The following is a 25784-nucleotide window of genomic DNA, read 5'->3' as shown; positions in this document are numbered from 1 at the left end:
ACAACCATAAGGACTGCGCTATGACCAATCCGTTACTTTCTTCTTTTACGCTTCCTCCTTTTTCCGCAATCAAACCAGAACACGTTGTGCCAGCCGTTCAGGCGGCACTTGATGATTGCCGTGCAGCGGTAGAGAAAACCGTTGCTCAGGGCGCGCCTTACACCTGGGATAATCTTTGCCAGCCGCTGGCCGAAGTGGACGATCGCCTTGGTCGCCTGTTCTCGCCGGTCAGCCATCTGAATTCCGTTAAAAACAGCCCGGAACTGCGTCAGGCCTATGAGCAGACGCTGCCGCTGCTGTCCGAGTACAGCACCTGGGTTGGCCAGCATGAAGGCCTGTATCAGGCTTATCGCGATCTGAAAGAGGGCGACAGCTATGCTGCGCTCAGCCAGCCGCAGCAAAAAGCAGTGGATAATGCACTGCGCGATTTTGAGCTGTCAGGTATCGGCTTGTCGAAAGAGAAGCAAAAACGCTATGGCGAAATCGCTGCGCGCCTGTCTGAACTGGGTTCGACCTACAGCAATAACGTGCTGGATGCCACCATGGGCTGGAGCAAGTTGATCACCGACGAAGCGGAGCTCTCCGGTATGCCGGAAAGCGCGCTGGCGGCAGCAAAGGCACAGGCCGAAGCCAAAGAACAACAGGGCTGGTTGCTGACGCTGGATATTCCCAGCTACCTGCCGGTAATGACCTATTGCGATAACCAGGCGCTGCGTGAAGAGATGTATCGTGCTTACTCGACGCGTGCTTCCGATCAGGGGCCGAATGCCGGTAAGTGGGATAACAGCGAAGTGATGGCGGAAGAGCTGGCGCTGCGTCATGAGCTGGCACAGCTGCTCGGCTTTGACTCCTATGCCGATAAATCGCTGGCGACCAAAATGGCGGAAAACCCGGCGCAGGTGACGGAGTTTCTGACCGATCTGGCGAAACGCGCGCGTCCTCAGGCCGAGCAAGAGCTGGCACAACTGCGGGCTTTTGCCGAGCAACAGCACGGTATCAGCGAACTGCAGCCGTGGGATCTGACTTACTACGGTGAGAAGCAGAAACAGCATCTGTATGCCATCAGCGACGAGCAGCTGCGCCCGTACTTCCCGGAAGAGCGCGCGGTAAACGGTCTATTTGAAGTGGTAAAACGCATCTACGGCATTACGGCGAAAGAGCGTAAAGATGTCGATGTCTGGCACGACGATGTGCGTTTCTTCGATCTGTTCGATGAGAGCGGCGAACTGCGCGGCAGTTTCTATCTTGATCTCTATGCGCGCGAGCACAAACGCGGCGGTGCATGGATGGACGACTGCGTTGGCATGATGCGTAAAGCAGATGGCACGCTGCAAAAACCGGTCGCTTATCTGACCTGTAACTTTAACCGTCCGGTGAGTGGCAAACCTGCGCTGTTTACCCATGACGAAGTCACCACGCTGTTCCACGAGTTTGGTCACGGCCTGCATCATATGCTGACGCGCATTGAAACGCCGGGAGTGTCAGGTATCAGCGGTGTGCCATGGGATGCAGTCGAGCTGCCAAGCCAGTTTATGGAAAACTGGTGCTGGGAGCCGGAAGCGCTGGCGTTTATCTCCGGTCATTACGAAACCGGCGAGCCGCTACCGCAGGAGCTGCTGGACAAAATGCTGGCGGCGAAGAACTACCAGGCGGCGCTGTTTATTCTGCGTCAGCTGGAGTTTGGCCTGTTTGATTTCCGCCTGCATGCTGAATTCGATCCGGCACAGGGCGCGCAAATCCTGACCATGCTGGCAGAAATTAAAAAGCTGGTGGCGGTAGTACCAAGCCCGTCATGGGGCCGTTTCCCGCACGCCTTCAGCCATATCTTTGCCGGTGGTTATGCGGCCGGTTACTACAGCTATCTGTGGGCCGACGTGCTGGCGGCGGATGCGTATTCACGTTTTGAAGAAGAGGGTATTTTCAATCGCGAAACCGGTCAGTCGTTCCTTGATAACATCCTGACGCGCGGCGGTTCTGAAGAACCAATGGAGCTGTTTAAACGCTTCCGTGGCCGTGAGCCGCAGCTCGACGCGATGCTGGATCATTACGGCATTAAGGGATAACGCCGCGCGTGAAGATCTGTTTAATCAATGAGTCAGGCGCCGATAACGGCGCCTTATCTGTTTTAGCGCAGCGCTGGCAGTTAGAGCATGACGACGAGGCGCTGATGGCGCTGGTGATGACGCCGCAGCATCTTGAGCTGCGCAAACGCGATGAGCCGAAGCTGGGCGGTATCTTTGTCGATTTCGTCGGCGGCGCGATGGCGCATCGTCGTAAATTTGGTGGCGGGCGCGGCGAAGCGGTTGCCAAAGCGGTCGGTATCAAAAGTGGCTATCTGCCGGACGTGGTGGATGCCACTGCCGGATTAGGCCGCGATGCATTTGTGCTGGCGTCAGTGGGTTGCCATGTACGGATGCTGGAGCGTAATCCGGTGGTAGCGGCACTGCTGGATGATGGCCTGCAACGTGGCTATCAGGATGCGGAGATTGGCGGCTGGCTGCGTGAGCGTCTGACGTTATTACATGCTTCGAGCCTGACGGCGCTGACCGATATTACGCCGCCGCCTGATGTGGTTTATCTTGATCCGATGTATCCGCACAAGCAGAAAAGTGCGCTGGTAAAGAAAGAGATGCGGGTATTTCAGACTCTGGTCGGTGCTGATGAAGACGCGGATGGCCTGCTGGAACCGGCTCGTTTACTGGCGAAGAAACGCGTGGTGGTAAAGCGCCCTGACTATGCGCCGCCGTTGGCAGAAGTGGTCACGCAATCTGCGGTGACTACCAAAAGCCACCGCTTTGATATTTATCCCCCGCTGGCGTAATTCCGCTTCCCCCACCCTCTGGGGGAAGACCGGAATCAGCGTGGTAATTACTCGTCGTCTTCCTCATCGCGCAGTGGCACGATCAGCATATCAATGTGGACGGTGTTAATCAGCTGGCGTGCGGATGACATCAGCTTGCTCCAGAAATCCTGGTGATGTCCGCAAACCACTAAATCCACATCGTATTTTTTAATCGCATCAACCAGCACCTGGCCCAAATCACCGCTACCGCTCAGCGTTTCGCTGATGGTGTAACCGGCGCTCTGCGAAAGTTCGGTCAGCGCGCTGTGGGTCTCTTCGGAGATGCGTTTCTGCATATCACCGAGATTGACATCAATCAGCCCGGTATAGAGATCGGAATAGTTTACGTCAACATGAATCAGTGACACTTTGGCGTCATAAGGGCGTGCCAGCGAGACTGCCTTTTCGACCAGTAGTTTACTTTCCGGGGAAAGATCTACTGCTATCAGAATATGTTTATAAGCCATTATTAAACTCCTTCCATTAGATGCCTGCCATGAGGCGCATGTGCTGCCCGCATCACTTTGTTATACCTTGAGTATAGCGCTAATTGTTAACAGATGTTGTTGCCAGACGCATCCTTTGCGATAGCGATCAATGTGAAATTTTTTCCATTTTGTCGTAAGCGGTGAAACATCGCTGGAAAAAAATTGAGCATATCTCCTACACTGAAGTATGACGGTCTCAACATCGCTTGATGGTCGCCATCTTCTTTTATAAAAAACAATTCGGTCCGGTTCAATAATGGTTGGCAATAAGTTGTGGGGCGTGTTCAGCGTGACCCGTTGAAAACTGTCCCTGCGGTAATTAGCCGGGAGGGGATCATGATCAGCACCATCGCATTGTTTTGGGCGTTATGTGTGGTTTGTTTAGTGAATATGGCGCGGTATTACTCTTCTCTGCGTGCGCTGCTGGTGGTGCTGCGCGGCTGTGACCCATTACTTTATCAATACGTTGATGGCGCAGGCTTCTTTACCTCGCATGGACAGCCGAGTAAGCAGGTGCGGCTGGTGCGCTATATCTGGGCGGAGCGTTATCGCGATCATCATGACGATGAGTTTATTCGCCGCTGCCAGCGGCTGCGTGGGCAGTTTATTTTGACCAGCGCGCTCTGTGGGCTGGTGGTGCTCAGCCTGGTAGGATTAGCAATCTGGCACTGAATGCCGGCACTGAAATGAAAAAGGGCGGCAGTTAATCACTGCCGCCCTTAAAGACACTGCTATCAGATAAACCGCAATGCAATCCAGTACAGGCTACCAGAAAGCAAAATCGAGATTGGCAGGGTAAATACCCACGCCAGCGCGATGCTCTTGATGGTGCGACTCTGTACGCCGCCGCCGTCAACCAGCATGGTACCGGCTACGGAAGAGGAGAGGATATGGGTGGTGGATACCGGCATTCCGGTATAACTTGCCACGCCAATTGACACCGCTGCGGTCAGCTGCGCCGACATCCCCTGAGCATAAGTCATGCCTTTTTTACCGATTTTCTCACCAATGGTGGTCGCCACACGACGCCAGCCAATCATGGTGCCAATCGCCAGTGCCAGCGCAACCGCAATAATAATCCACACCGGTGCATATTCAACGGTATTCAGCAGATCGCCTTTCAGCTTATTGAGGAAGCGTTTGTCATCCGCGCTGGTTTCCGGCAGTTTCGCCGCTTTATCGGCGGTGTCGGAAATACACATCAACAGACGACGCATCTGGGCGCGTTGATCGACGTTCAGGCTGTCATAGCTCTGCAGATTATTCAGCAGACCCTGAGCTTGTTGAATCGCCGACAGGGCGCGGGCGCTGTCACAGTGGAACTCAGTCGGACCGCTTGGCACTTGTTCCGGCGTTGGCACGGCCGGTGGTGCCATCTCGATAATGTGCGCCAGCGTTTTGCTGTGCTGCTGGTAATACTGCTCGAGATGGTTGACCGCATCGCGGGTACGCGTGATGTCGTAACCGGAAGCATTCATGTTCACCACGAAGCCTGCAGGTGCCACGCCGATCAATACCAGCATAATCAGGCCGATACCTTTCTGACCATCGTTCGCGCCGTGTGAGTAGCTCACGCCGATAGCGGAAACGATCAGGGCGATGCGCGTCCAGAATGGCGGCTTTTTCTTACCGTCGATCTTCTCGCGCTCGGCGGGTGTCATATGGATACGGCGACGTTTTTTATTGCCGCTCCAGTAACGACGCAGCAGGAAAATCAGACCACCTGCTACTACCAGACCAATAATCGGAGACAAAATTAACGACATGAAAATGCCGATCATTTTGGGAATATTAAGCGCATCGACCACCGAGGTGCCAGTAAGCAACGCGTTGGTCAGACCGATACCAATAATGGCACCAATCAGCGTATGGGAGCTGGACGCAGGCAAACCGAAATACCAGGTGCCTAAGTTCCAGATTATCGCGGCGAGCAGCATGGAAAAGACCATCGCCAGCCCGTGAGCCGATCCTACATTGAGCAGTAAATCGGTGGGGAGTAGGTGGACAATTGCATAGGCAACGCTTAAACCGCCCAGCAAAACGCCAAAGAAGTTAAATACCCCGGCCATAACAACCGCTAATTGCGAGCGCATTGCACGGGTATAAATAACAGTAGCTACTGCGTTGGCGGTATCATGGAAGCCGTTGATAGCTTCGTAGAACAGCACAAACATCAGAGCGAGTACTAATAACAGGCCGGTATGGTAATCAAGACCAGCAAACAGATGCAGCATAAGCGTTACGCCATTTTGGAGGACATGAACGCGGCGCATTATCAGCGACAAACCGCGCCGGGGGAAAGTGAAATATAGACTTTTTTTGACATTAAAGCGTAATAAGACCCGATTAGGGGGTGAAAAAAGCCTATAAATTAAACGGTTACATTGTGTTACTTTCCCAACAGTTTTGTTACGCTGGCATCACCGCCAGCAACTCTCTACAATCAGCGTTTTTTGCCAGCCGGCAGGAGTGAGTTGTGGAAAAGTTTGACGTTATCATCATAGGCGCCGGGGCCGCAGGACTGTTCTGCGCCGCACAGGCAGGCCAGCGCGGTCGCCGGGTGCTGCTGCTGGATAACGGCAAAAAGCCAGGACGCAAAATTCTGATGTCCGGTGGCGGGCGCTGCAACTTCACCAATCTCTATACCGAACCGGCGGCCTATCTGTCGCACAACCCGCATTTTGCCAAATCGGCACTGGCGCGTTACACCCAGTGGGATTTTATCGATCTGGTTAACCGTCACGGCATTGCCTGGCATGAAAAAACGCTTGGTCAGCTGTTCTGCGATGACTCGGCGCAACAGATTGTTGAGCTGCTGCTGAAAGAGTGTCAGCAGGGGAATGTCACGCTGCGCCTGCGCAGTGAAGTGTTGAATGTCGAACGCGATGAGCAGGGTTATACCCTGCAGTTGAATGGCGGCACGGTGCAGGCGGAAAAACTGGTGATCGCCAGCGGTGGCTTATCCATGCCGGGCTTAGGTGCCACGCCGTTCGGTTACAAACTGGCTGAACAGTTTGGCCTGCGGGTCTTCCCGACGCGCGCCGCACTGGTGCCCTTTACCCTGCATAAACCTTTACTCGACCATTTGCAGACGCTTTCCGGCGTATCGCTGCCGACGGTAATGAGCGCTGAAGACGGCACGGTGTTTAAAGAAGCGATGCTGTTTACCCATCGTGGGCTTTCCGGTCCGGCGGTATTACAGCTTTCCAGCTACTGGCAACCGGGTGAGTTTATTACCATCGATTTGTCGCCAGCGCAGGATCTGGAAGCGTTTATTAATGAAGAGCGCGCGGCTCATCCGAATCAGAGCCTGAAAAATACCCTGGCAAAAGTGTTGCCGAAGCGGTTGATTGAGGTGCTGCAAACGCTGGCGATTGTGCCGGACGTCACGCTTAAGCAGCTGAACAGTCGTCAGCAGAGTGAACTGGCGGCGACGCTGCACCAGTGGCGGGTGCAGCCAAATGGCACTGAAGGCTACCGCACCGCCGAAGTGACGCTGGGCGGGGTCGATACCACTCAGCTTTCATCCAAAACCATGGAAGCGCGTGAGGTGGCCGGTTTGTACTTTATCGGTGAAGTGGTCGATGTCACCGGTTGGTTAGGCGGTTATAACTTCCAGTGGGCATGGAGCTCGGCCTGGGCTTGCGCGCAAGCGGTTTAAATTTTTGGGCGATAAACGTTGTACATAACGCTTCTGTTTTGTACGAAGTTATCCTTGTGAACTTTGGCATCAGGACATTGATTAGGCTTCACCTGTACTCAGAACAGCTCAAAGAGAGAGTGGATGACATTGTCGATGGTGCGTCTTACAGGTAAACGCTTGAGTTGCCTGGGGGGCACATTGCCAAAAGTATGATAAAAATACCGGAAAATCATCAGCATTCTGAAGTCAGAGTCGATACCTTGCTTTAGATGCTCATTGTTTAGCAGACTTTTAAGCCTTAACGAGTTACGCCATCGACGATTATCGCCATCTGATACGCCAAAATTATTAGCTGATTAACACTTAACGTTGCCGATTGGTTGCAATATAAGAACGTAGAAAATTTGAGTACTTAATTGATTAATGGACGATTACTCCGATATCGTAGCAATACTGTTTTCTATAATTTTGTAGCGTGTTACACATCGTAAGCCTTTATCAGTTTCCGATGAACAAATCATTGCAAAAACATCCTTATTGGCTTCCTGAACTTTCGTCAGGTACATAAATTCGTTTGATGAACAGGTAAACTCCTTATCTTTCAACAGGCCTACATATTTATCCCAGTTTGCCTTGAAGTTATTGTTGTCTACATAGACGTTACAATCATTTATACGCGCTATTTTATTGTGAGCGTAGACAAGCTGTTCGCGGTGTATTGGCGAAGCGATTAAGGAAAAGTAAATTATGATGGCTAATACCAGAAAAAATAAAGCAGGAATGATTATTTTCAAATTCAAACTTTTTATCCACGAATTTTTCTCTGGTATAGCCTTCTCAGGAGGCGTTTCTGTATTGTCATCTGACAGTTCTTCCAACAATATCGGATCTGCTATTTTTTCTTCTTTCTCAATAAAATCAACCGCCCCTATAAAGGTGAATCCTATCTTAGGAATGGTTTTTACCGTGGAGTGTAAGATGCCTGCGCTACGCAAATTTTTGCGTAGAAGTGAAACATTTTGATATAAAGTATTCGCAGTCACCAGCTGTCCGTGCTTTTCCCAGACCTCTTTAAATATTTTTTCCTGACTCACTACTTCTCCGTGATTATGCAAGAGTAATAGCAGAAATCGGCTTACAGGAGTGTTCATAAGGGTCTCCTTGCCGCGCAATCCCAATGGAGTAAGCGTACGATCGGAGGGACTGAAGATCACAATGTTTTCCAGTAGTATTTTTTCCATAAATTCAATAACCTATAACTTGAAGCAATAAATTTCTTAAGTGATCATACAGCAGCTTAAGATTTTTTTCTTAAGAAATTATATTCATATATAACAATGATTTAATAAATAAACTGTGTTCTTTATTTATGCTGCAAGATAAAACTTAAGGAGTGTTACAGGAGTCTGGCCATAACCGGCTAATTCGTTGTTATTTATATATTTTTCTCTTAATAAGAATATTTAACATTACTTCATTCAAAGAAATATCCTAATAACTGTATATTTTCTCACGGCAAAACCGAGATGTTTCTTAAATTCATATACACAGATGATATCAAGTAATTTTGATAAACATTGTGATTAGCGTGATTGATTTAATTATAGTGCCAGGATCTCTATCCCATGAAATTAGTAAACATAATGAAATGGAAGTTCGATATGAAAAAGCAATTATTTGTAGCAACAATTCTATCAACAAGTCTTTTTTCATCCGTAAATGTCTTCGCTGAGGATGGCCGGATTAACTTTGTCGGCAGTATTACCGATGAGGCCTGCACTGTGGTGAATAATCCGGGTAATCCCCTGACGGTGACCTTAGGCACAGTTAACCGTACGTCGCTGGATGGCGGTGCAGGTAAAACAGCGGCTCCAACGAGTTTTGCCATAAAGCTGACAGATTGTCCTTCAACTGTTACCAGTGCAACTGTGAAGTTTGACGGAAAATCAGCTAATGGCGATAACACCGCTCTGGCACTCACTGCAGATACTGACGTTGCAACTGGGGTCGGAATTCAGATTACTGATGCTCAGAATGCAATTGTGCCGTTATATATAGACTCTTCTGTCTACGATCTTGTTCAGGGTGAAAATAGTCTTAATTTTGTCGCACGCTATCTCTCGATTGCAGACAAAGTTGAAGCAGGCCCGGCTAACTCGACCAGTCAGTTTACAATTGCTTATAACTAAGCGGTGATTGAAACTTGCCCATTACCGGGCGGGGTTAAAATATATACGGACTGGATATAACCAGTCCGTATATTTATCCGGAGTGGATGTTATGAAAAACTGCCTTAAGGCTTTATCAATTATTTTACTTCTAACCACAAGCTTTGCTCAGGCGGCGGGAGCGGGTGGAGTGACTGTAGGCGGTACTCGCTTAATCTATGAGGGTGCAAAAAAAGAAGCCGCTATAAACGTCACTAATACGGATACCATTCCTTACCTTATCCAGTCCTGGGCGGAAAACTCGGATAATGGTGCAGGTAAAGCGCCTTTTATTGTTACACCTCCGCTGTTTCGTCTGGAAGGTAATCAGCAGAACGTGCTGCGAGTCGTACGCACGGGGGGTCATCTCCCGGAAGATCGTGAATCCCTTTTTTGGTTGAACATAAAAACGATCCCGGCCGCAAACAAAAACGAAGCGACTAATACCCTGCAGATCGCGGTTAAAACTCGCATAAAACTGATTTATCGGCCTCAAACTCTTCGCGGCGTTCCGGAAGATGTGGCCGCTAAACTTCACTGGCGTCAGTCCGGTAATCAGCTGACTGTCACTAATCCGACACCGTTCGTAATGAACTTCCAGTCGGTAAAAGTAGGCGGGAAGGAAATAAAGACCGCGACCTATGTGATGCCTCACTCTCAGGCTACGTTCACTATGCCCACAGGCGCATCAGGCAGCGTTTCCTGGGCGTTAATTAACGATTACGGTGGTTTTGGAAAACAGTACACAAATAGCCAGTAGCAGCATATTCCGAGAAGCATGGGCTTAAATAACAATAAAAAAGAACATATTTACTACAGAGCCTAAGGGATTAAGGATGAACATCATTAATCGCAAAAATAAAACTAATCAACAATATTTAACCAGACTGGCATATTTTTTTGCAGCCCAATTAGCCCTGGCGGCAGGATTGATGGAATATGCACAAGCAGAGGATTATTTTAATCCAGCACTACTGGAATTAACAGCGCCCGATCAAATGGCAGCCGATTTGTCTATCTTTGAGAAAAAAGGTGGACAAATTCCGGGAACCTATCGTGTAGATATTTATCTGAATAATACAATGATGGAAACCCGCGAGGTTGAGTTTCGCATGATGAAGAATCAGGCTGGAATCGAGACTTTGCAGCCCTGTCTTCAAATCAGCGATCTCGAAAACTGGGGAGTGCTGGTAAAAAAAATTCCAGATTTAAATGTCGCTGGTTTCAATTGCGCTAATTTGCAGGCTGTACCAGATGTCAGTAGCGATTTCATATTCGGCCGGCAACAGCTATTGCTGAGTTTCCCACAGTCATTAGTCAGCAATTCTGTTCGGGGTTGGGTGGACGCTAAACAATGGGATGATGGTATTTCAGCATTCTTAATTAACTATAGCGTCAGCGGAGCTAATAATTACGTCGACAGCAGTCAGGGTAGCGACGCTAACAGCCAATATATCAATCTGCGGCCAGGTATTAATGTCGGCCCCTGGCGATTCCGTAATTATACCACCTGGTCCAGAACCAGCGCTGATGCCAGGGATGAGACGGTCAGCAAATGGAATACTGTGTACACTTATGCCAGGCGTAATTTAATCGATCTGAAAAGTCAGTTGACCCTGGGGGATACCACCACACCCTCCGAGGTATTCGACAGTATTCCTTTCAGAGGAGCACAGCTCGCCTCAGACGATGATATGTTGCCTGAAAGTCTCAAAGGCTATGCGCCCGTGGTGCGCGGCATTGCCCGAACTAACGCGCAAGTTACCATCAGGCAGAATGGTTATATTGTGTATCAGACCTACGTCTCGCCGGGTAGTTTTGAAATTAATGATATGTACCCCACAGGGGGATCGGGTGATCTGTTTGTAACGATAAAGGAATCTGACGGTAGCGAACAGCAGTTAGTTGTCCCTTATGCCTCGCTGCCGGTATTGCAGCGAACGGGGCGCTTAAAGTACAGCCTGACATCAGGGGTTTATCGTTCAAACGATAGCATCGCAGATAAAACTCCACTTATGGAAGCTACGGCAATTTATGGCTTGCCGTGGGGGTTTACTCTCTATGGTGGCGGACAAGTCAGCAGTCACTATCAGTCAGTGTCACTGGGCCAGGGGAAAAACCTGGGCGACCTTGGGGCGATCTCTGTTGATATGACTCAGGCATGGTCAACGCGAAAAAATGACCAACAGGAGAGTGGTCAGTCGTGGCGGATCCGCTACAGCAAAAACTTCGTTGAAACCGGGACGAATTTCGCGATGTCGGGTTACCGTTATGGCACCAAAGGTTTTTGGAATATGCAGGAAGTATTAGATACCTATGTCAATGACAGCTCAACTGCGGTAAAGGAACGGCGTCGAAATCGCGCGGAGATGACGCTGAACCAGTCTTTATGGCAAGGCTGGGGGAGCATTGCATTGACCGCCGTCCGTGAGGATTACTGGAGTACTGGCCGGAGTATGGCGTCATATGGTACCAGCTACAACAACTCATACAGTGGTATCAGCATAGGGATTAGCTACAGCTATAACCGTAACGCCTTAAGCGCAACAACCGCAACAACGACCGGCTGGGAAGGGAGCCGTATTTACGAAAGGGATCAGTTACTGGCAGTCAACGTCAGCGTGCCGCTGGATCGTCTGTTCCGTAACCATCCTACGTATGTTAATTACATGATGAATACCAGTAAAAATGGTCATTCAACTAATAGCGTGAATATCGGCGGAACGCTTCTTGAACGTAATAATCTGAGCTGGAATGTACAGGAAGGTTATGGAACTCAGGGCAATGGTAATACTGGTGGCGTTAATGCTAATTGGCGTGCGACCTATGGTGAAGTAACGGGTGGTTATGCAAGAGACAACTATACACAACGCGTAAATTATGGTCTGCAGGGCGGTATAGTCGCGCATGAATACGGTGTGACATTCGGGCAGCCTCAAGGGGAGACGATAGCGCTGATAGCCGCGCCTGGTGCTAAAGGCGTTGGTGTTCAAAATCAAACAGGTGTTCGCACTGACTTTCGCGGTTACACCATTGTTCCGTACGTCAGTCCATACCGTAAAAACGATCTTACGCTGGATACACAAACGCTAAAAGATGACACGGAATTGGCATTAACGACGCAAACAGTGGTGCCAACACGCGGTGCTGTTGTCATGGCTAATTATAAAGTCAGTGTAGGTTCACGCGTCCTGATGACAATCATAAGGCCTGGCGGAAAGCCGGTGCCATTCGGTGCGACAGTGACAGACCGGGCATCGAAAGAGGATCAGGGATTTATTGTTGGCGATGCGGGTCAGGTATATCTGACGGGGCTGAAAGTTAAGGGGCAATTAAACGTTAAGTGGGGCCATGCTCCTGATGAACAGTGCAGTGTCGATTACTCTTTACCGAATAACTCGCACGGTATTCTGGATATTAGCGGCCAATGTCGCTGAGGAATAATGATATGCTGGTGTATAAAATATATTTTTTGATTAATAACTCGTTTAAATCCATTACAGGGTTAGCCTGTTTTCTATTATTAATTACCGGAAATAACGCTTTAGCGTCAGTTACCTGTACAAAGAATGTTAACAGCATTTCTGTCTCGGGGGGGACAATATCTGTCCAGCGTGATAAATCTGTCGGTGAATCATTTTCTAATGTTTTAAGCGGTAACATGCAGGAAGTTGCTTCTTGCTCAATAAAAAATAACGACAGTTTTTACATAAATTTAGAGTCAGCAATTCCGAACAGTACAAAAACACCAATCTTTGGAAATAAGGCCGTCTTCTCGACAGGTGTCAACGGCGTAGGCTTAATTATGGGAGTCAGTGGGGGGCTAAGTGATCCCGGCAGAACAGGCTATTACATCAGATCTGGTAATAACACAATCAATCTGACGGGATTATGGAATAGTGGTTCTGGAGGTCCCTATCCGATTTATATACAGAACTTATTCCAATTTATTAAGACCGAGCAACCCATGCTATCCGGAAATATTTCTGGCAGAGTTGCCAATGTTGTCCTGAGACAAGGGACGGTAAACGGGCCAATATTGCTGACTATTCCAGTGAACCTCACAGCAACTGTAAAAGTGTTGGCCTGTTCTGTCAGTAGCTCTAACGTTACTGTCCCTCTGGACACTGTTTTTGCTGATACTTTTAATGCTGTTGGATCGACTAAAGGCGACAGCCTGTTTACGGTGGGGCTGAGTTGCGATGCCGGAGCCAGAATCAACGCCACAATGAATTTTACGCAGGACGAAGATACGGCTGACAATAGTGTTATCGCATTAACAGGTAAAGGAAACCCTGATGTTGCTACTGGTGTTGGCATACAATTATTGTATGGCTCTACGCCATTGAAAAATAATACTAATGTAGTGCTAAAAACATCAGAAGGTGGGCAGGAATTTCCACCGGGAGCTTTTACTGCAAGGTATTTTCAGACCCAAAAAACGGTTAAGCCAGGTAGCGCCAATGCAACAGCAACCATGACGTTGACTTATCAATAATAAATCAGCGTGTGGTGATGGTGCTCATGTGAAGGATCTTTTATGACTTTTTTATTAAAATTAATGAGTAAACTAATCTTAGTTCCGCTGATTCTATTATTAAGCGTCAAGACATTTGCTGCCGACAATGTGACGATTAATATTACTGGGAGGGTTGCTGCTTCATCCTGCAACATCGATAATAGCGGTACGTACAATATCAATCTGGGGCAGAAAATTCCGTCAGTAAAATTAATTAATGCCAATTCTTATTCAGACTGGATACCTTTTAACTTCACCCTCAGCAAATGTCCGACGGGAACCTCAAGTGTGACAGCGACTTTTTCAGGTAATGCCGACAGTTCTGACAGCACAATTTATGCGAATGCCACTGGAGATGAGTACGCAAAAAATGTTGCTGTACAGTTACAAAACGCTGAAACGGGCAGTAATCTGGGCGACAAGACTACCATGAATATAAAAGTAGCCAGTGATAAATCAGTTAATTTTCCGTTGCGGGCGCGAGTTTATAGTACTCAGGGAAAGGCCACCTCAGGAAATATCAGTACCACAGTGCTGATAAACCTGACGTATAATTAAATGCTCTGTAGTTATTTTCATCACGCATTTTATCTCACTGACTGTTGTATCTAATTCTGGCGGCAGGCCCCTACAGCGACACTGCGGTTAAGGTGTGCCAGAAAGCAGTTCAGCGCGGGTGAAGGCGCTTCATTATTGCGCCAGAAGACGCCAACACTGCCTTTCTGCTCAATGCGTGGCAGATTGAGAATCGCGAGCTTATCCTGGCTGGCATAGCGTTCGGCCAGGCGTAAAGAGAGAATCGAGATCATATCGCTACTTTGCAGCAGATGGCTGGTCACGTTCATTGAGGCCGATTCGAGAATTTTTTCCGGAAACATCACCCCGTTATCCGCCAGGCTGCGATCGATACTTAACCGAATCGGCGTGCCGCCAGGCCAGACAATCCAGCGCCAGGGGGCGAGATCGTTCCAGTTAAGGTATTGTCGGCTGGCTAATGGATGAGCCGGACGGGCGACGAAACAGACGGGTTCGGTATACAGCACCTTATAATTGAGCGGCAGCTGTAACGCGCGTCCTCCGACACGCCCCACCACCACATCCACCCCGCTTGAGAGCAGCTCATCAAGCAGAGGCGTCATCACCTTTTCCTCGATATTGAGGTGCAGCCCTGGCATCTCCCGTAACAGAGACAGAATCGCTTGTGCCACGCAATCGGTGGCGACCGGTGAACAACCAATTTTCAGGCAACCGGCATCGCCGCCCTGTTTGAACCGCTCCATTTCAAACTGTGAACGCTCCATTTCTTTGATCAGCCGCTGCGCATGTTGCAACAGCAACTTGCCTCCCTGAGTAGTGCGCAGCCCTTTGCTGTGACGCTCAAACAGTCGAATCCCGATATCGTCCTCCAGCTGCGTCAGCCATTTTGACAGCGCGGGCTGGGTGATACTTATCATTTTCGCCACTTGTGTCAGGTTTCCCTGTTCACCCAGCGCAACCAGCATTTTGAGATGATGCAGCTTCAGTTTCTGCGTCCAGTTAGCCATCTGATATAACCTCCATGTTATGTCATTGTCACAAAAGCCATTGTACTTCTCTTTCTATCCGAAACAGTATCTCGGCAGATAAAAAACAACCTTTCCTCTCTGACCGAGGCATTCCTTATGACGCAACGACGTGAAATACAGGAACTGATCAACGCCGCTCCCGTTAGCGCAACGCAGTGGCGCGTTGTCATCTGTTGTTTCCTGGTTGTGATGATGGACGGTTTTGACACTGCGGCAATTGGCTTTATCGCGCCAGATATTCGTGCTCACTGGCAGCTGACTGCTGGCGAGTTGGCACCTTTATTTGGCGTTGGGCTGCTGGGGCTGGCAATGGGGGCGTTGCTGTGTGGCCCGCTGTCCGACCGCTTTGGACGCAAACGTGTCATTGAGTGGTGTGTGGTGGTGTTTGGTGCGTTCAGTCTGCTTTCGGCTTTTTCGCCCAATCTGGAAACGCTGGTGATACTGCGCTTTTTAACCGGCCTCGGGCTGGGAGGCGCGATGCCTAACACGATCACCATGACGTCAGAATATTTACCGGCGCGGCGGCGCGGTACGCTGGTCACCCTGATGTTTTGTGGCTTTACGCTGGGCTCGGCCTTAGGCGGAGTGATCAGCGCGCAGTGGATTCCCCATATCGGTTGGCAGGGCATCCTGATATTGGGCGGCGTACTGCCATTAATGCTGGTTATTGCGCTGCTGGTGCTATTGCCGGAATCACCTCACTGGCAGGTGCGTCGCCAGCTGCCAGCTGCCGTTGTTGCCCGCACTCTGAGTGCTATAACCGGCGAGCGCTATGAAAATACCCAATTCTGGCTGAATGAGCCGGCAGCGAGTGAGAAAGGCAGTATTCAGCAGCTGTTCAGCGGCGGTCAGTTAGCGATCACGCTTATATTATGGGTAATCTTCTTTATGAGCCTGCTGATCATTTATCTGCTCTCCAGCTGGCTGCCAACCCTGCTTAATCAACGTGGCATCAATTTACAGCACGCTTCCTGGATCACCGCAGCTTTCCAGATCGGTGGCACCTTAGGCGCGTTATTGCTGGGGGCGCTGATGGACAAAGTGAACCCCTACAAGGTGCTGGCGATGAGCTATGCGCTGGGAGCGCTGTGCATCGTGATGATTGGCCAGAGCGAAAGCTACTTGTGGTTTATGGCGCTGGCGATTTTTGGCACCGGCATCGGTATTAGTGGATCGCAGGTCGGCCTGAATGCGCTGACTGCCACACTCTATCCGACCCATAGCCGTGCGACGGGAGTCAGCTGGTCAAGCGCCGTGGGGCGTTGCGGGGCGATCTTCGGTTCACTCAGCGGCGGCATGATGATGGCAATGAATTTCTCTTTCGCCACTCTGTTTATCATTATCGCGGTTCCCGCCGCCATCTGCATGGTGATGCTTACTGTTCTGGCGCGGGTTGCCCGCCGGAAGGTATCTGTACCTGAAACTGCCCGGATGGGCGTGGTGAATGAATAAGGATATTCCTCATGTCAAACAGCAATCAGCGTAGTGAAAACGGTCGTCAGCAGTTTTATCAGCATATTTCCGGGCACAATCTCACCCCGCTGTGGGAGTCACTGCATCGTCTGGTGCCACCGACGCCGAATGCTAACTGCGCGCCAGCGTACTGGAACTATCAGGAGGTGCGGCCGTTGCTGCTGAAGAGCGGAAAGCTGATTGGCGCAAAGGAGGCGGTGCGGCGGGTATTAGTACTGGAGAACCCGATGCTGCGCGGTCAGTCTTCGATTACCGCCTCGTTGTATGCCGGGTTGCAGCTGATTCTGCCGGGAGAGATTGCGCCAAGTCATCGCCATAACCAGTCGGCATTGCGCTTTATTGTTGAGGGTAAGGGAGCATTCACTGCGGTAGATGGCGAGCGCACACCGATGCAGCCAGGAGATTTTATTCTGACACCGCAGTGGCGCTGGCACGACCACGGTAATCCAGGGGATGAACCGGTTATCTGGCTGGATGGTCTGGATTTACCGCTGGTCAATTATCTCGGCTGCGGTTTTGCGGAAGATCATCCGCAAGAGCAGCAGCCGGTGATGCGCAAAGAGGGCGATTATTTGCCGCGTTACGCTGCCAATATGCTGCCGCTACGCCACCAGGTGGGAAATTCATCGCCAATCTTCAACTATCGCTATGACCGCAGTCGTGAGGTTTTGCACGATCTGATGTCTCTGACTGAGGCTGATGAGTGGGATGGCTACAAGATGCGTTATATCAATCCGGTAACCGGAGGATATCCGATGCCGTCTATCGCTGCCTTCCTGCAACTGCTGCCAAAGGGGTTTGATTCCCGTATTGCACGCTCCACCGACAGCACTATCTATCATGTGGTGGAAGGCGCTGGCCAGGTCACTATCGGCGGACAGAGCTTTAACTTCCAGGCGAAAGATATTTTCGTGGTGCCAACATGGCATGAGGTGTCTTTTCAGAGCCGCGATGAAACGGTGTTGTTCAGTTTTTCAGATCGACCAGTACAGGATGCGTTGGGCTTATTTCGTGAAGCTCGTTATTAATCAGGGAAATATAAATGACCAGATATGTCTTTGAACCACCTGCGGTTGTCACCGTGCCGGTTGCCGGCAGCAGTGAACAGTTTCCGGTACATCGGGTTTATTGTGTCGGACGTAATTACGCCGCTCATGCCCGTGAAATGGGCTTTGACCCCGATCGTGAACCGCCATTCTTCTTCTGCAAACCGGCGGATGCGACGGTAGCCGTGGCTGCCGGTGAAACGCTGAAATTGCCCTATCCGACACAGACCGACAATTATCACTATGAAATTGAACTGGTGGTAGCGATTGGTAAAAAAGGCCGCGATATTCCACTGGAAAGCGCCGCCGAATATATCTGGGGTTATGCCACCGGTCTGGACATGACCCGGCGCGACCGCCAAATGGAGATGCGGCAAATGGGGCGCCCGTGGGAGATCGGTAAAGCGTTTGATCTCTCTGCCCCAATTGCGCCGATACACAAAGCTGCCGGGGTTGCCAGCGTAAACGCTGCGCCTGTCTGGCTGCAAGTTAACGGCGAAGATCGTCAGCGTAGCGATATTCGCCACTTAATCTGGTCAGTCAATGAGACCATCAGCTATCTGTCCGGTTTTTTCGAACTACAACCTGGCGATCTGATTTTTACCGGCACCCCGGAAGGCGTTGGCGCAGTGGTGAAGGGGGATGTAATCATCGGCCAAATTGAAGGCTTGACCCCGATTGCTGTGGAAATTGTTTGAGGTAATAAATGAAGTTGTACGGTTTTTTTAATAGCTCTGCTTCGTACCGCGTACGTATTGCGTTGGCACTGAAGGGGATCGATTATCAGTCCATCGGGGTCAACATTCGCGTGGGCGAACAGAAAACAGCAGAGTTCAGCCGCCTGAATCCGATGGGACTGGTTCCGGCGTGGATAACGGATAAAGGCGAGTCGCTCGGGCAGTCGCTGGCGATTATTGACTGGCTGGACAGGCATTACCCGTTAACGCCGCTGTTACCGGCGGAAGATCCGCACCGTATGCGGGTAATGGAAATTGCCGGTGCCATCAGTTGCGACATTCATCCGATCAATAACCGGCGGGTATTAGATTACCTGAGTGAAGAATTACACATTACTGAAGAAGCGAAACAACGCTGGTACGATCACTGGATTCGGCAAGGGCTAAGCGCCGTAGAGCAATTGTTGCAACATAACTCATCAGGGCAATTCTGCGTCGGGGATGTGCCGACACTGGCTGATTGTTGTCTGATTCCACAATGGGCGAACGCGCTGCGAATGGGTTGCGATCTCAGAGATTATCCGCGTTGCCGCACGGTGTATGAAACCTGCATTCGGTTACCTGCTTTTATCGCGGCGGCACCGGAGAATCAACCTGAAAAAATCTGAGTAACCCTAAGCAGGGCAAAGTGAGTCGACGTGGGTATCGACATCAATGTTATAGCTTGTTAAATGCCTGCTCGTTGGCTGAAGCTGGTTGCGGACCAGTCAACGCCACACCACACCAGGGAGAGACGTTTGCAATAGAGCGTCTGCAACTGGCTTCAGCCAACGAGCAGGATGGACGATTTTAGCGGCCCTTTTTCTTACGTCCGGGCTGTGCAAAGCGCTTACGGGAAGCCGCGTTGCCTTCAGGCTTTTCGGCGATTTTTGGCCGGTTAACCGTCGGTTTTTTAGCGGCTGGCTTGGCTTGTGCTTTCTTCGTCGGTTTATCTTCAGACGAAGAGTTTTCAATCAGCTTAAATAACTCAATCAGCTCATCGTCGGTTAAATCACGCCATTCACCGAGCGGCAACCCTTTCAGGTTGACGTTCATAATGCGGGTGCGCTCAAGTTTGGTGACTTCATAGCCAAAGTGTTTACACATGCGGCGAATCTGGCGGTTCAGTCCTTGCACCAGAGTGATACGAAAGACAAACGGCGCTTCTTTCTTCACTTTGCATTTTTTCGTCACCGTGCCGAGCATCGGTACGCCTGCGCTCATGCCGTGGATAAATTCATCCGTCACCAGTTTATTTACCGTGACCACATACTCTTTTTCGTGATTGTTCCCGGCACGTAAGATCTTATTGACCAGATCGCCGTGGTTAGTCAGAAAAATCAGGCCCTGGGAGTCTTTATCCAGCCGGCCAATTGGAAATACGCGTTTGCTGTGGTTAACGAAATCGCTGATGTTGTCGCGCTCACCTTCTTCCATGGTAGTAATGATGCCAACCGGCTTATTCAGCGCAATAAGTACCAGGTCTTCTTCATCACGTGGCTCGATAAGCTGACCGTTTACTTTCACCACATCGCCAGCAAATACCTGAGCGCCAACCGTAGCTCGTTTGCCGTTAATAAAAACATTGCCCTGTTCGATATAGCGATCGGCATCGCGACGAGAACAGATCCCGCTCTCGCTAATGTATTTGTTAAGACGAATGGATGAGTTGGTCAGCATGGTTCCTCCGTAAAAAAGCGGACTATACCCTACCTCCGCCATGTTGCGAAGCCTGGCGGGGGGAATCGACGTTACGGTTTATCATCCACTAAACCTCACACCTTCACTCACTTTCTCAACAATCTCTAAATCGTCATCTGCCTGAGCTTGATTTTGAGCGCTCGCTCAATTATCGTGCGGCCTTGAGCGGTTGCTCAATTTTAACAACACCTATTTTGATCGGCAGCTTAAGCTGAGATTCAGAGGCACTTTTATGCACGCCAATAAACGCTGGCTGATACTGGCAATTCTCACCAGCACACTTTTTTTGATCGTTGTTGATATGACGGTCCTGTACACCGCATTGCCACGTATTATGCAGACGCTGGATGCTTCCGCGTCTGAGAAGTTATGGATTATCAACGCCTATCCGCTGGTCGTCGCCGGGCTGTTGCCCGGTGCCGGTATGCTGAGCGATCGTATCGGGCATAAGCGACTGTTTATGACCGGATTACCGCTGTTTGCGCTGGCATCATGGTGTGCGGCGTTTTCACCCTCAGCGCAGATGCTGATTGCATCGCGGGTGTTCCTCGCGGTGGGGGCGGCGGCAATGATGCCCGCCACGTTAGCGATTGTTCGTCAGGTATTTATTGATGAAGGTGAACGCGCGATGGCGATTGGAATCTGGGCGGCGGTAGCCTCTGGTGGTGCGGCACTTGGCCCGGTGTTGGGTGGCGTGATGCTGGAGTATTTCTGGTGGGGATCGGTATTTTTAATCAACGTACCGATTGTACTGATGGTGATTCCCTTTGCCTGGGCGTTGATTCCCGCCGGAAGCAGCAATCAACGTCGACCTTGTGATGTCATCGGCTCGCTGCTGGTGATGGTAGGTCTGGTGGGCGTGATTTATGCGCTGAAAGAGCTGAGTAAAATCGATGTATCGCTGATTACTCTGTTAATCGCGGCGCTGGTGGGCGTATTTTCTCTCGCTTTGTTTGTCCGTCGGCAAAAACATTCAGCGCAGCCGATGATTGATTTCTCACTGTTTCGTAATCGCTATTTTGCCAGCGGCGTCGCCATTGCGGTTATCTCGATGATTGCGCTGACCGGTATTGAGCTGGTACTGACTCAGCGTTTACAGCTGGTACTGGGATTGTCTCCGCTGATGGCGGCGCTGTTTATGTTGCCGGTGCCGGTTGCAGCGGCACTTGGCGCGCCGCTGGCGGGGAAGCTGATGCCGCGCCTCGGCGAGCGCCGCATTATCCTCGGTGGCTTTACCCTGACGGCCTTAGGGATTATCGCTCAGGTGCTGCTGGCTCACAGCGATATGCTTTTACAGTTGATCAGCCTGTTTATTATCGGCTTTGGTCTCGGTGGCACTTTTACCGCGGCTTCAACGGCGATTATGCTGAACACGCCGGAAGAAAAAGCCGGTATGGTGGCGGCGATTGAAGATGTGGCATGGGAACTGGGCGGCGTACTTGGCGTAACGCTGCTGGGGGGATTAATGACTGCGGTTTACAGCCACGGGTTAGCTCTGCCGCCGGGAGTGGTTAATGGCAATGGCGCTTATGACAGCATTGACGAGGCGTTACGCATTGCCGCTACGCTGAGCAATGATAAAGCTGAAATGTTGGTGCAGCTGGCCCGTAGCGCATTTGATCAGGCTTTTCTGGCGGTACTGATTGCGGCGGCTGGTTTGCTGATTATCAGCCTGATGGGATTAAAACGCGCGCTGCGCAGGCCGAAAAGAGTCCCGGGCACATAGTGGCAAATAGCATTTCGCTCAATCGCCCTAGAATGTCGCCTTAAGCTCAGGAGACAGTTATGAAAAGCGTTGTTGAAGTACTGACAGAACACCGTAGTGACAGAAGTTTTTTAGAAACGCCGATTGCGGACGAGATCTTAAATAAAGTTATCCTGTCGGCGTATCACGCGCCGACTTCGGTTAACTCGCAGCAGGTATCGGTAATCCTCGTTCAGGATAAAGAGCATAAGCAAAAAATTGCGGCATTAGCGGGCGGCCAGCCGTGGATCGCGCGCGCACCGGCATTTCTGATTTTTGTGCTGGATATGTATAAAAGCGCACAGGGAATGGCGGCAATCGGTAAACAACAGATTGCACATCAGAGTATTGAGAGCCTGATTTCTGGCGCGACCGATGTTGGCATCGCCCTGGCTTCCGCTTTGGCAGCTGCACGTTCGGAAGGATTAGGTGGCGTGCCAATTGGCGGCATCAGAATTAATCCGCAGCAGATGATCGAAATTTTAGACCTGCCGGAGATGACTTTCCCGGTCGCCGGGATTTCAATTGGTTATGTCGATCAGCCTGCTCATATTAAGCCGCGTCTGCCGCTGGAAACATTTGTACATCACGAGAAGTACAGCACTCAAGGCCTCGTGGAGAAGATTGATAGTTATAATCAGCAACTGACGCAGCACTGGAAAAAGATTGGCCGTACGGAAGGTGAATCCTGGAGCGAAAGCGTCAGCAGTTACTATGAGAAGATCTATTTTCCTCAGGTTGCCCCGGCCATCAGGCAACAGGGCTTTGGTACTGATAAATAACAAAAAAAACGGAGAGAAATCTCCGTTTTTTATTGCTGGTTTGCTGCGCTGTTCCGTTTGTTATGTTCACTGCCGGGCCACCCTCCGTTAAGCGTATCCCCCAATGGAAGAATCTGAGTTAACCGCTGGAAAAGCAGGAAAACACGCCAAAGCGGTAATTCTCCAGATTTTGCAGATGTTTTTTCATCAGGTTCAGTTGCATATCAGGAATTGATGAACCATAGTGACTTGTTACATTTAGAATTGTTTTTAATTATAACAGGTAATTTATGAGTCACATTGCACCAGATAAGCCGGTTAAACGAAGTCATATTCATCCCCCCGTTTTTTACACATCAGCAATTCTGATCTTTATTCTGGTGGGATTCGCCGCCCTTTTTCCTGAAGTGGCAGACCAACAGCTTAAGGCATTACAAGGGAGCCTGTTTGCCAATGCCAGTTGGTTTTACATTCTCGCGGTCGCCTTGATCTTATTGAGTGTGGCCTATCTTGGTTTATCGCGTTACGGCAACATTAAACTCGGTCCGGACCATGCCCAACCTGATTTCAGCTATGTATCGTGGTTTGCGATGCTGTTTTCCGCCGGGATGGGTATCGGGCTGATGTTCTTTGGCGTCGCCGAGCCGGTGATGCACTACCTGGCTCCGCCGGTTGGAACACCTGAAACCGTTGAAGCCGCGAAAGAAGCCATGCGTATTACCTTCTTTCACTGGGGGCTGCATGCGTGGGGTATTTACGCCATAGTGGCGTTAATCCTGGCATTTTTCAGCTACCGACACGGCCTGCCACTGAGATTGCGCTCGGCGCTGTACCCGATTATCGGCGATCGTATTAATGGTCCGATTGGCCATGCGGTGGATATCTTCGCGGTGATTGGCACCGTGCTGGGCGTGGCAACCTCACTGGGCTATGGCGTTTTACAGGTTAATGCCGGGCTGAACCATCTGTTTGGCTTGCCGATTAATCAGACTGTGCAGGTGATTCTGATTGTCGTTATTACCGCGATGGCGACCCTTTCGGTGGTATCCGGGCTGGATAAAGGCATCCGTATTCTTTCCGAACTTAATCTGGGGCTGGCGGTATTATTGCTGGTGCTGGTCGGTACGCTTGGCCCGACGGTACTGTTACTGAAATCCTTTGTGGAAAATACCGGTGGTTATCTTTCTGAAATCATCAGTAAGACCTTTAACCTGTATGCCTATGAGCCAAAGTCTAATACCTGGTTAGGAGGATGGACGCTACTCTACTGGGGATGGTGGCTTTCCTGGTCACCGTTTGTCGGTATGTTTATCGCCAGGGTTTCTCGTGGGCGTACCATCCGCGAGTTTGTTACCGGTGTACTGTTTGTACCGGCCGGTTTTACCCTGCTGTGGATGACGTTTTTTGGTAACAGTGCCATCTGGTTGATCATGGAAAAAGGCGCTCGCGAACTGGCTAATGTGGTGCAGAATGACCAGGCGCTGGCGCTGTTTAACTTCCTTGAACACTTCCCGTTCGGCAATATCCTGTCGTTTATCGCCATGGCGATGGTGGTGGTGTTCTTCGTCACCTCGGCTGACTCCGGTGCAATGGTAGTGGATACGCTGGCGGCTGATGGTACTGAGAATACGCCGATCTGGCAGCGTATCTTCTGGGCCGGACTGATGGGCGTGGTGGCTATCACTCTGCTGCTGGCGGGGGGAATGAGCGCGCTGCAAACCGTCACTATTGCCAGTGCCTTGCCATTCTCAATAATTCTACTGGTCTCAATTTATGGCCTGTTTAAAGCGCTACGTGTTGACGCTTATAAACGCGACAGCCAGCAGATGACCACTATCGCGCCGACGGCGTCACGTAATCCGATCTCCTGGCAGCAGCGACTGCGCAAAATCGCCTGGTACCCGAAACGCTCTAACGTCAGACGTTTTATGACCGAGGTGATTCAGCCGGCGATGGAAATGGTGAAGGCAGAGCTGGCAAAACAGGGTACTGTCTCTTCAACCAATGACAGCGAGGACGACCGTATTCGTTTCGAGGTGAATATGGGCGAGGACCTTAACTTTGTGTATGAAGTGCGCCTGCGCGCCTATTTGCAACCGGCGTTCGCACTGGCTGGCCTGAAAGATGAGGAGCGCGATGAGGAATATAAATATTATCGTGCCGAAGTCTATCTGAAGGAAGGTGGCCAGGATTACGATGTTATGAGCTGGACGCAGGAACAGATTATTCACGATATTCTCGACCAGTATGAGAAGCATCTGCACTTTCTGCACCTGGTGCGTTAATTACCGTGATATCGCCCGCGTTAGCGGGCGATTTTCATTACGGCCGCAGGCCGTTGATTAACAGAGCAACCACGTGTTTCGCCAGCTGGCTGGCATCGGGCTGGCTTCCCGATGGCTGACTTAATACCCGGGCAGAGGCCATCGGCAAAAAAGTGAGCCCGAACAGTGAGATAAAAATCAGTTCCGGATTAATATCGGCATTCAGTTTTCCCTCTTGCTGCCAGCGAGTCAGACACTGCAAAGAGGCCTTTCTCTGGCTGTCGCCGTAATGCTCTTCCATCCGCTTTTTCAACATTCCGCTGTCGCTGATAATCTCCCGCACCCACAGTGGAGCGAACCATTCATGCTTAACCGAGATATCAATAAACTGCTCGGCAAGCTGCGTTAACGTCGCGACCGGATCGGCATCAGGATCCTGAAACAGATTGCGAAAAGAGGAGCGGATAGGCAAAAAACGTTCTTCAATCAGCACATCGAGCAGCTGCTCACGGGTATTGAAGTAGTAATGCAGCATCGCTGGCGTGACGCCCGCTTCACGGGCGATCAGGGTTAATGGTGTATCGGCAATTCCCTGACGGGCAAACAGCGTCAGCGCGGTTTCCAGCAGCAATGCACGGCGATCCGCACCTTTTGCTCCTCCGGCAGGTCGACCCGGTTTTCGCGGAGAAATACCTGAATTATCAAGTGTTTCAATCTTAGTCTTCGCCGGTTTTACGCTTTTTTTACTCGCCATGGGTTATGCGATCCATTGACCAGAGATAAATTTTACCCATATATTAATTACCTTGTTAATT

At 50.3% G+C, this 25784-nt stretch carries 22 protein-coding genes; 16 read left to right on the top strand and 6 right to left on the bottom strand.

The window, feature by feature from the left end:
• The first annotated feature begins 20 nt into the window (after positions 1 to 20).
• Both prlC and rsmJ read left to right on the top strand, forming a co-directional pair.
• Entirely contained in the window at positions 21 to 2063 is a 2043-nt protein-coding gene (prlC, locus tag ACP3TC_RS20655) for an oligopeptidase A (RefSeq protein WP_313854975.1), read from the top strand.
• 8 nt (positions 2064 to 2071) lie between these two features.
• Positions 2072 to 2821: a 16S rRNA (guanine(1516)-N(2))-methyltransferase RsmJ gene (gene rsmJ / locus ACP3TC_RS20650; RefSeq protein ID WP_313854976.1), complete on the top strand. Its 750-nt coding sequence runs from the start codon at positions 2072 to 2074 to the stop codon at positions 2819 to 2821.
• A 47-nt stretch (positions 2822 to 2868) separates the two neighbouring features.
• Here rsmJ and uspA read toward each other — a convergent pair whose 3' ends face one another.
• Entirely contained in the window at positions 2869 to 3309 is a 441-nt protein-coding gene (gene uspA / locus ACP3TC_RS20645; protein ID WP_313854977.1) for a universal stress protein UspA, read from the bottom strand.
• A 357-nt stretch (positions 3310 to 3666) separates the two neighbouring features.
• Here uspA and uspB point away from each other — a divergent pair, with 357 nt between their 5' ends.
• Positions 3667 to 4002 (top strand): universal stress protein UspB, encoded by a 336-nt coding sequence (uspB, locus tag ACP3TC_RS20640; RefSeq protein WP_313854979.1) that lies wholly within the window; start codon positions 3667 to 3669, stop codon positions 4000 to 4002.
• Between the two features lie 62 nt (positions 4003 to 4064).
• Here the strand turns inward: uspB and pitA are convergent, their stop codons facing one another.
• Positions 4065 to 5564, bottom strand: a complete 1500-nt coding sequence (gene pitA / locus ACP3TC_RS20635; RefSeq protein ID WP_313854981.1) for an inorganic phosphate transporter PitA — start codon at positions 5562 to 5564, stop codon at positions 4065 to 4067.
• Positions 5565 to 5806: 242 nt separating this feature from the next.
• Here pitA and ACP3TC_RS20630 point away from each other — a divergent pair, with 242 nt between their 5' ends.
• Positions 5807 to 6991 (top strand): NAD(P)/FAD-dependent oxidoreductase, encoded by a 1185-nt coding sequence (locus ACP3TC_RS20630; protein WP_313854982.1) that lies wholly within the window; start codon positions 5807 to 5809, stop codon positions 6989 to 6991.
• 413 nt (positions 6992 to 7404) lie between these two features.
• Here the strand turns inward: ACP3TC_RS20630 and ACP3TC_RS20625 are convergent, their stop codons facing one another.
• Positions 7405 to 8124: a winged helix-turn-helix domain-containing protein gene (locus ACP3TC_RS20625; RefSeq protein ID WP_426817152.1), complete on the bottom strand. Its 720-nt coding sequence runs from the start codon at positions 8122 to 8124 to the stop codon at positions 7405 to 7407.
• Positions 8125 to 8634: 510 nt separating this feature from the next.
• Here ACP3TC_RS20625 and ACP3TC_RS20620 point away from each other — a divergent pair.
• The 5 genes from ACP3TC_RS20620 to ACP3TC_RS20600 all read left to right on the top strand — a co-directional run bounded on the left by ACP3TC_RS20620 (position 8635) and on the right by ACP3TC_RS20600 (position 14257).
• A complete protein-coding gene (locus ACP3TC_RS20620) occupies positions 8635 to 9162 on the top strand; it encodes a fimbrial protein (protein WP_426818306.1) in 528 nt (175 codons plus the stop codon).
• Between the two features lie 91 nt (positions 9163 to 9253).
• Positions 9254 to 9940, top strand: coding sequence for a fimbrial biogenesis chaperone (locus ACP3TC_RS20615; protein WP_426817151.1), 687 nt, complete (start codon positions 9254 to 9256; stop codon positions 9938 to 9940).
• 76 nt (positions 9941 to 10016) lie between these two features.
• The gene (locus ACP3TC_RS20610) at positions 10017 to 12617 is read left to right on the top strand and encodes a fimbria/pilus outer membrane usher protein (protein WP_426817150.1); all 2601 of its coding nucleotides are present in this window, start codon (positions 10017 to 10019) and stop codon (positions 12615 to 12617) included.
• 11 nt (positions 12618 to 12628) lie between these two features.
• The gene (locus ACP3TC_RS20605) at positions 12629 to 13678 is read left to right on the top strand and encodes a fimbrial protein (protein WP_426817149.1); all 1050 of its coding nucleotides are present in this window, start codon (positions 12629 to 12631) and stop codon (positions 13676 to 13678) included.
• Between the two features lie 42 nt (positions 13679 to 13720).
• Positions 13721 to 14257: a fimbrial protein gene (locus tag ACP3TC_RS20600; RefSeq protein WP_426817148.1), complete on the top strand. Its 537-nt coding sequence runs from the start codon at positions 13721 to 13723 to the stop codon at positions 14255 to 14257.
• A 50-nt stretch (positions 14258 to 14307) separates the two neighbouring features.
• Here the strand turns inward: ACP3TC_RS20600 and ACP3TC_RS20595 are convergent, their stop codons facing one another.
• Positions 14308 to 15243 carry a LysR substrate-binding domain-containing protein gene (locus ACP3TC_RS20595; RefSeq protein ID WP_426817147.1) on the bottom strand — a complete coding sequence of 312 codons (936 nt, stop codon included), beginning with the start codon at positions 15241 to 15243 and terminating at the stop codon, positions 14308 to 14310.
• A gap of 117 nt (positions 15244 to 15360) precedes the next feature.
• Between ACP3TC_RS20595 and mhbT the strand changes: the two genes are divergently transcribed.
• Genes mhbT through maiA form a run of 4 tightly spaced genes read left to right on the top strand, consistent with a single transcriptional unit; the run spans position 15361 to position 19128 of the window.
• Positions 15361 to 16716: a 3-hydroxybenzoate transporter MhbT gene (gene mhbT / locus ACP3TC_RS20590; protein WP_313854995.1), complete on the top strand. Its 1356-nt coding sequence runs from the start codon at positions 15361 to 15363 to the stop codon at positions 16714 to 16716.
• Between the two features lie 11 nt (positions 16717 to 16727).
• Positions 16728 to 17765: a gentisate 1,2-dioxygenase gene (gene gtdA / locus ACP3TC_RS20585; RefSeq protein ID WP_426817146.1), complete on the top strand. Its 1038-nt coding sequence runs from the start codon at positions 16728 to 16730 to the stop codon at positions 17763 to 17765.
• Positions 17766 to 17779: 14 nt separating this feature from the next.
• On the top strand, positions 17780 to 18481 hold the full coding sequence (locus ACP3TC_RS20580; RefSeq protein WP_313854999.1) for a fumarylacetoacetate hydrolase family protein: 702 nt from the start codon (positions 17780 to 17782) through the stop codon (positions 18479 to 18481).
• 8 nt (positions 18482 to 18489) lie between these two features.
• Entirely contained in the window at positions 18490 to 19128 is a 639-nt protein-coding gene (gene maiA / locus ACP3TC_RS20575) for a maleylacetoacetate isomerase (RefSeq protein ID WP_426817145.1), read from the top strand.
• 181 nt (positions 19129 to 19309) lie between these two features.
• Here maiA and rluF read toward each other — a convergent pair whose 3' ends face one another.
• Complete coding sequence (gene rluF, locus ACP3TC_RS20570) at positions 19310 to 20179, bottom strand: 23S rRNA pseudouridine(2604) synthase RluF (RefSeq protein WP_313855002.1); 870 nt, start codon at positions 20177 to 20179, stop codon at positions 19310 to 19312.
• A 253-nt stretch (positions 20180 to 20432) separates the two neighbouring features.
• On the opposite strand from rluF, the gene ACP3TC_RS20565 reads away from it, so the two are divergent.
• The 3 genes from ACP3TC_RS20565 to ACP3TC_RS20555 all read left to right on the top strand — a co-directional run bounded on the left by ACP3TC_RS20565 (position 20433) and on the right by ACP3TC_RS20555 (position 24990).
• Positions 20433 to 21926, top strand: coding sequence for an MFS transporter (locus ACP3TC_RS20565; protein ID WP_313855003.1), 1494 nt, complete (start codon positions 20433 to 20435; stop codon positions 21924 to 21926).
• Between the two features lie 59 nt (positions 21927 to 21985).
• Positions 21986 to 22726, top strand: a complete 741-nt coding sequence (locus ACP3TC_RS20560; RefSeq protein ID WP_313855004.1) for a nitroreductase family protein — start codon at positions 21986 to 21988, stop codon at positions 22724 to 22726.
• Positions 22727 to 22995: 269 nt separating this feature from the next.
• Positions 22996 to 24990, top strand: a complete 1995-nt coding sequence (locus ACP3TC_RS20555) for a BCCT family transporter (protein WP_313855006.1) — start codon at positions 22996 to 22998, stop codon at positions 24988 to 24990.
• A 37-nt stretch (positions 24991 to 25027) separates the two neighbouring features.
• Here ACP3TC_RS20555 and ACP3TC_RS20550 read toward each other — a convergent pair whose 3' ends face one another.
• On the bottom strand, positions 25028 to 25723 hold the full coding sequence (locus ACP3TC_RS20550; protein WP_426817144.1) for a TetR/AcrR family transcriptional regulator: 696 nt from the start codon (positions 25721 to 25723) through the stop codon (positions 25028 to 25030).
• Between the last annotated feature and the right edge of the window lie 61 nt (positions 25724 to 25784).

This window comes from Winslowiella sp. 2C04 (assembly GCF_050037805.1).
GTDB classification, from domain to species: domain Bacteria; phylum Pseudomonadota; class Gammaproteobacteria; order Enterobacterales; family Enterobacteriaceae; genus Erwinia; species Erwinia toletana_A.
Note: the sequence above shows the minus strand (reverse complement) of the source record. Positions and strands in the feature narration are given on the sequence as shown.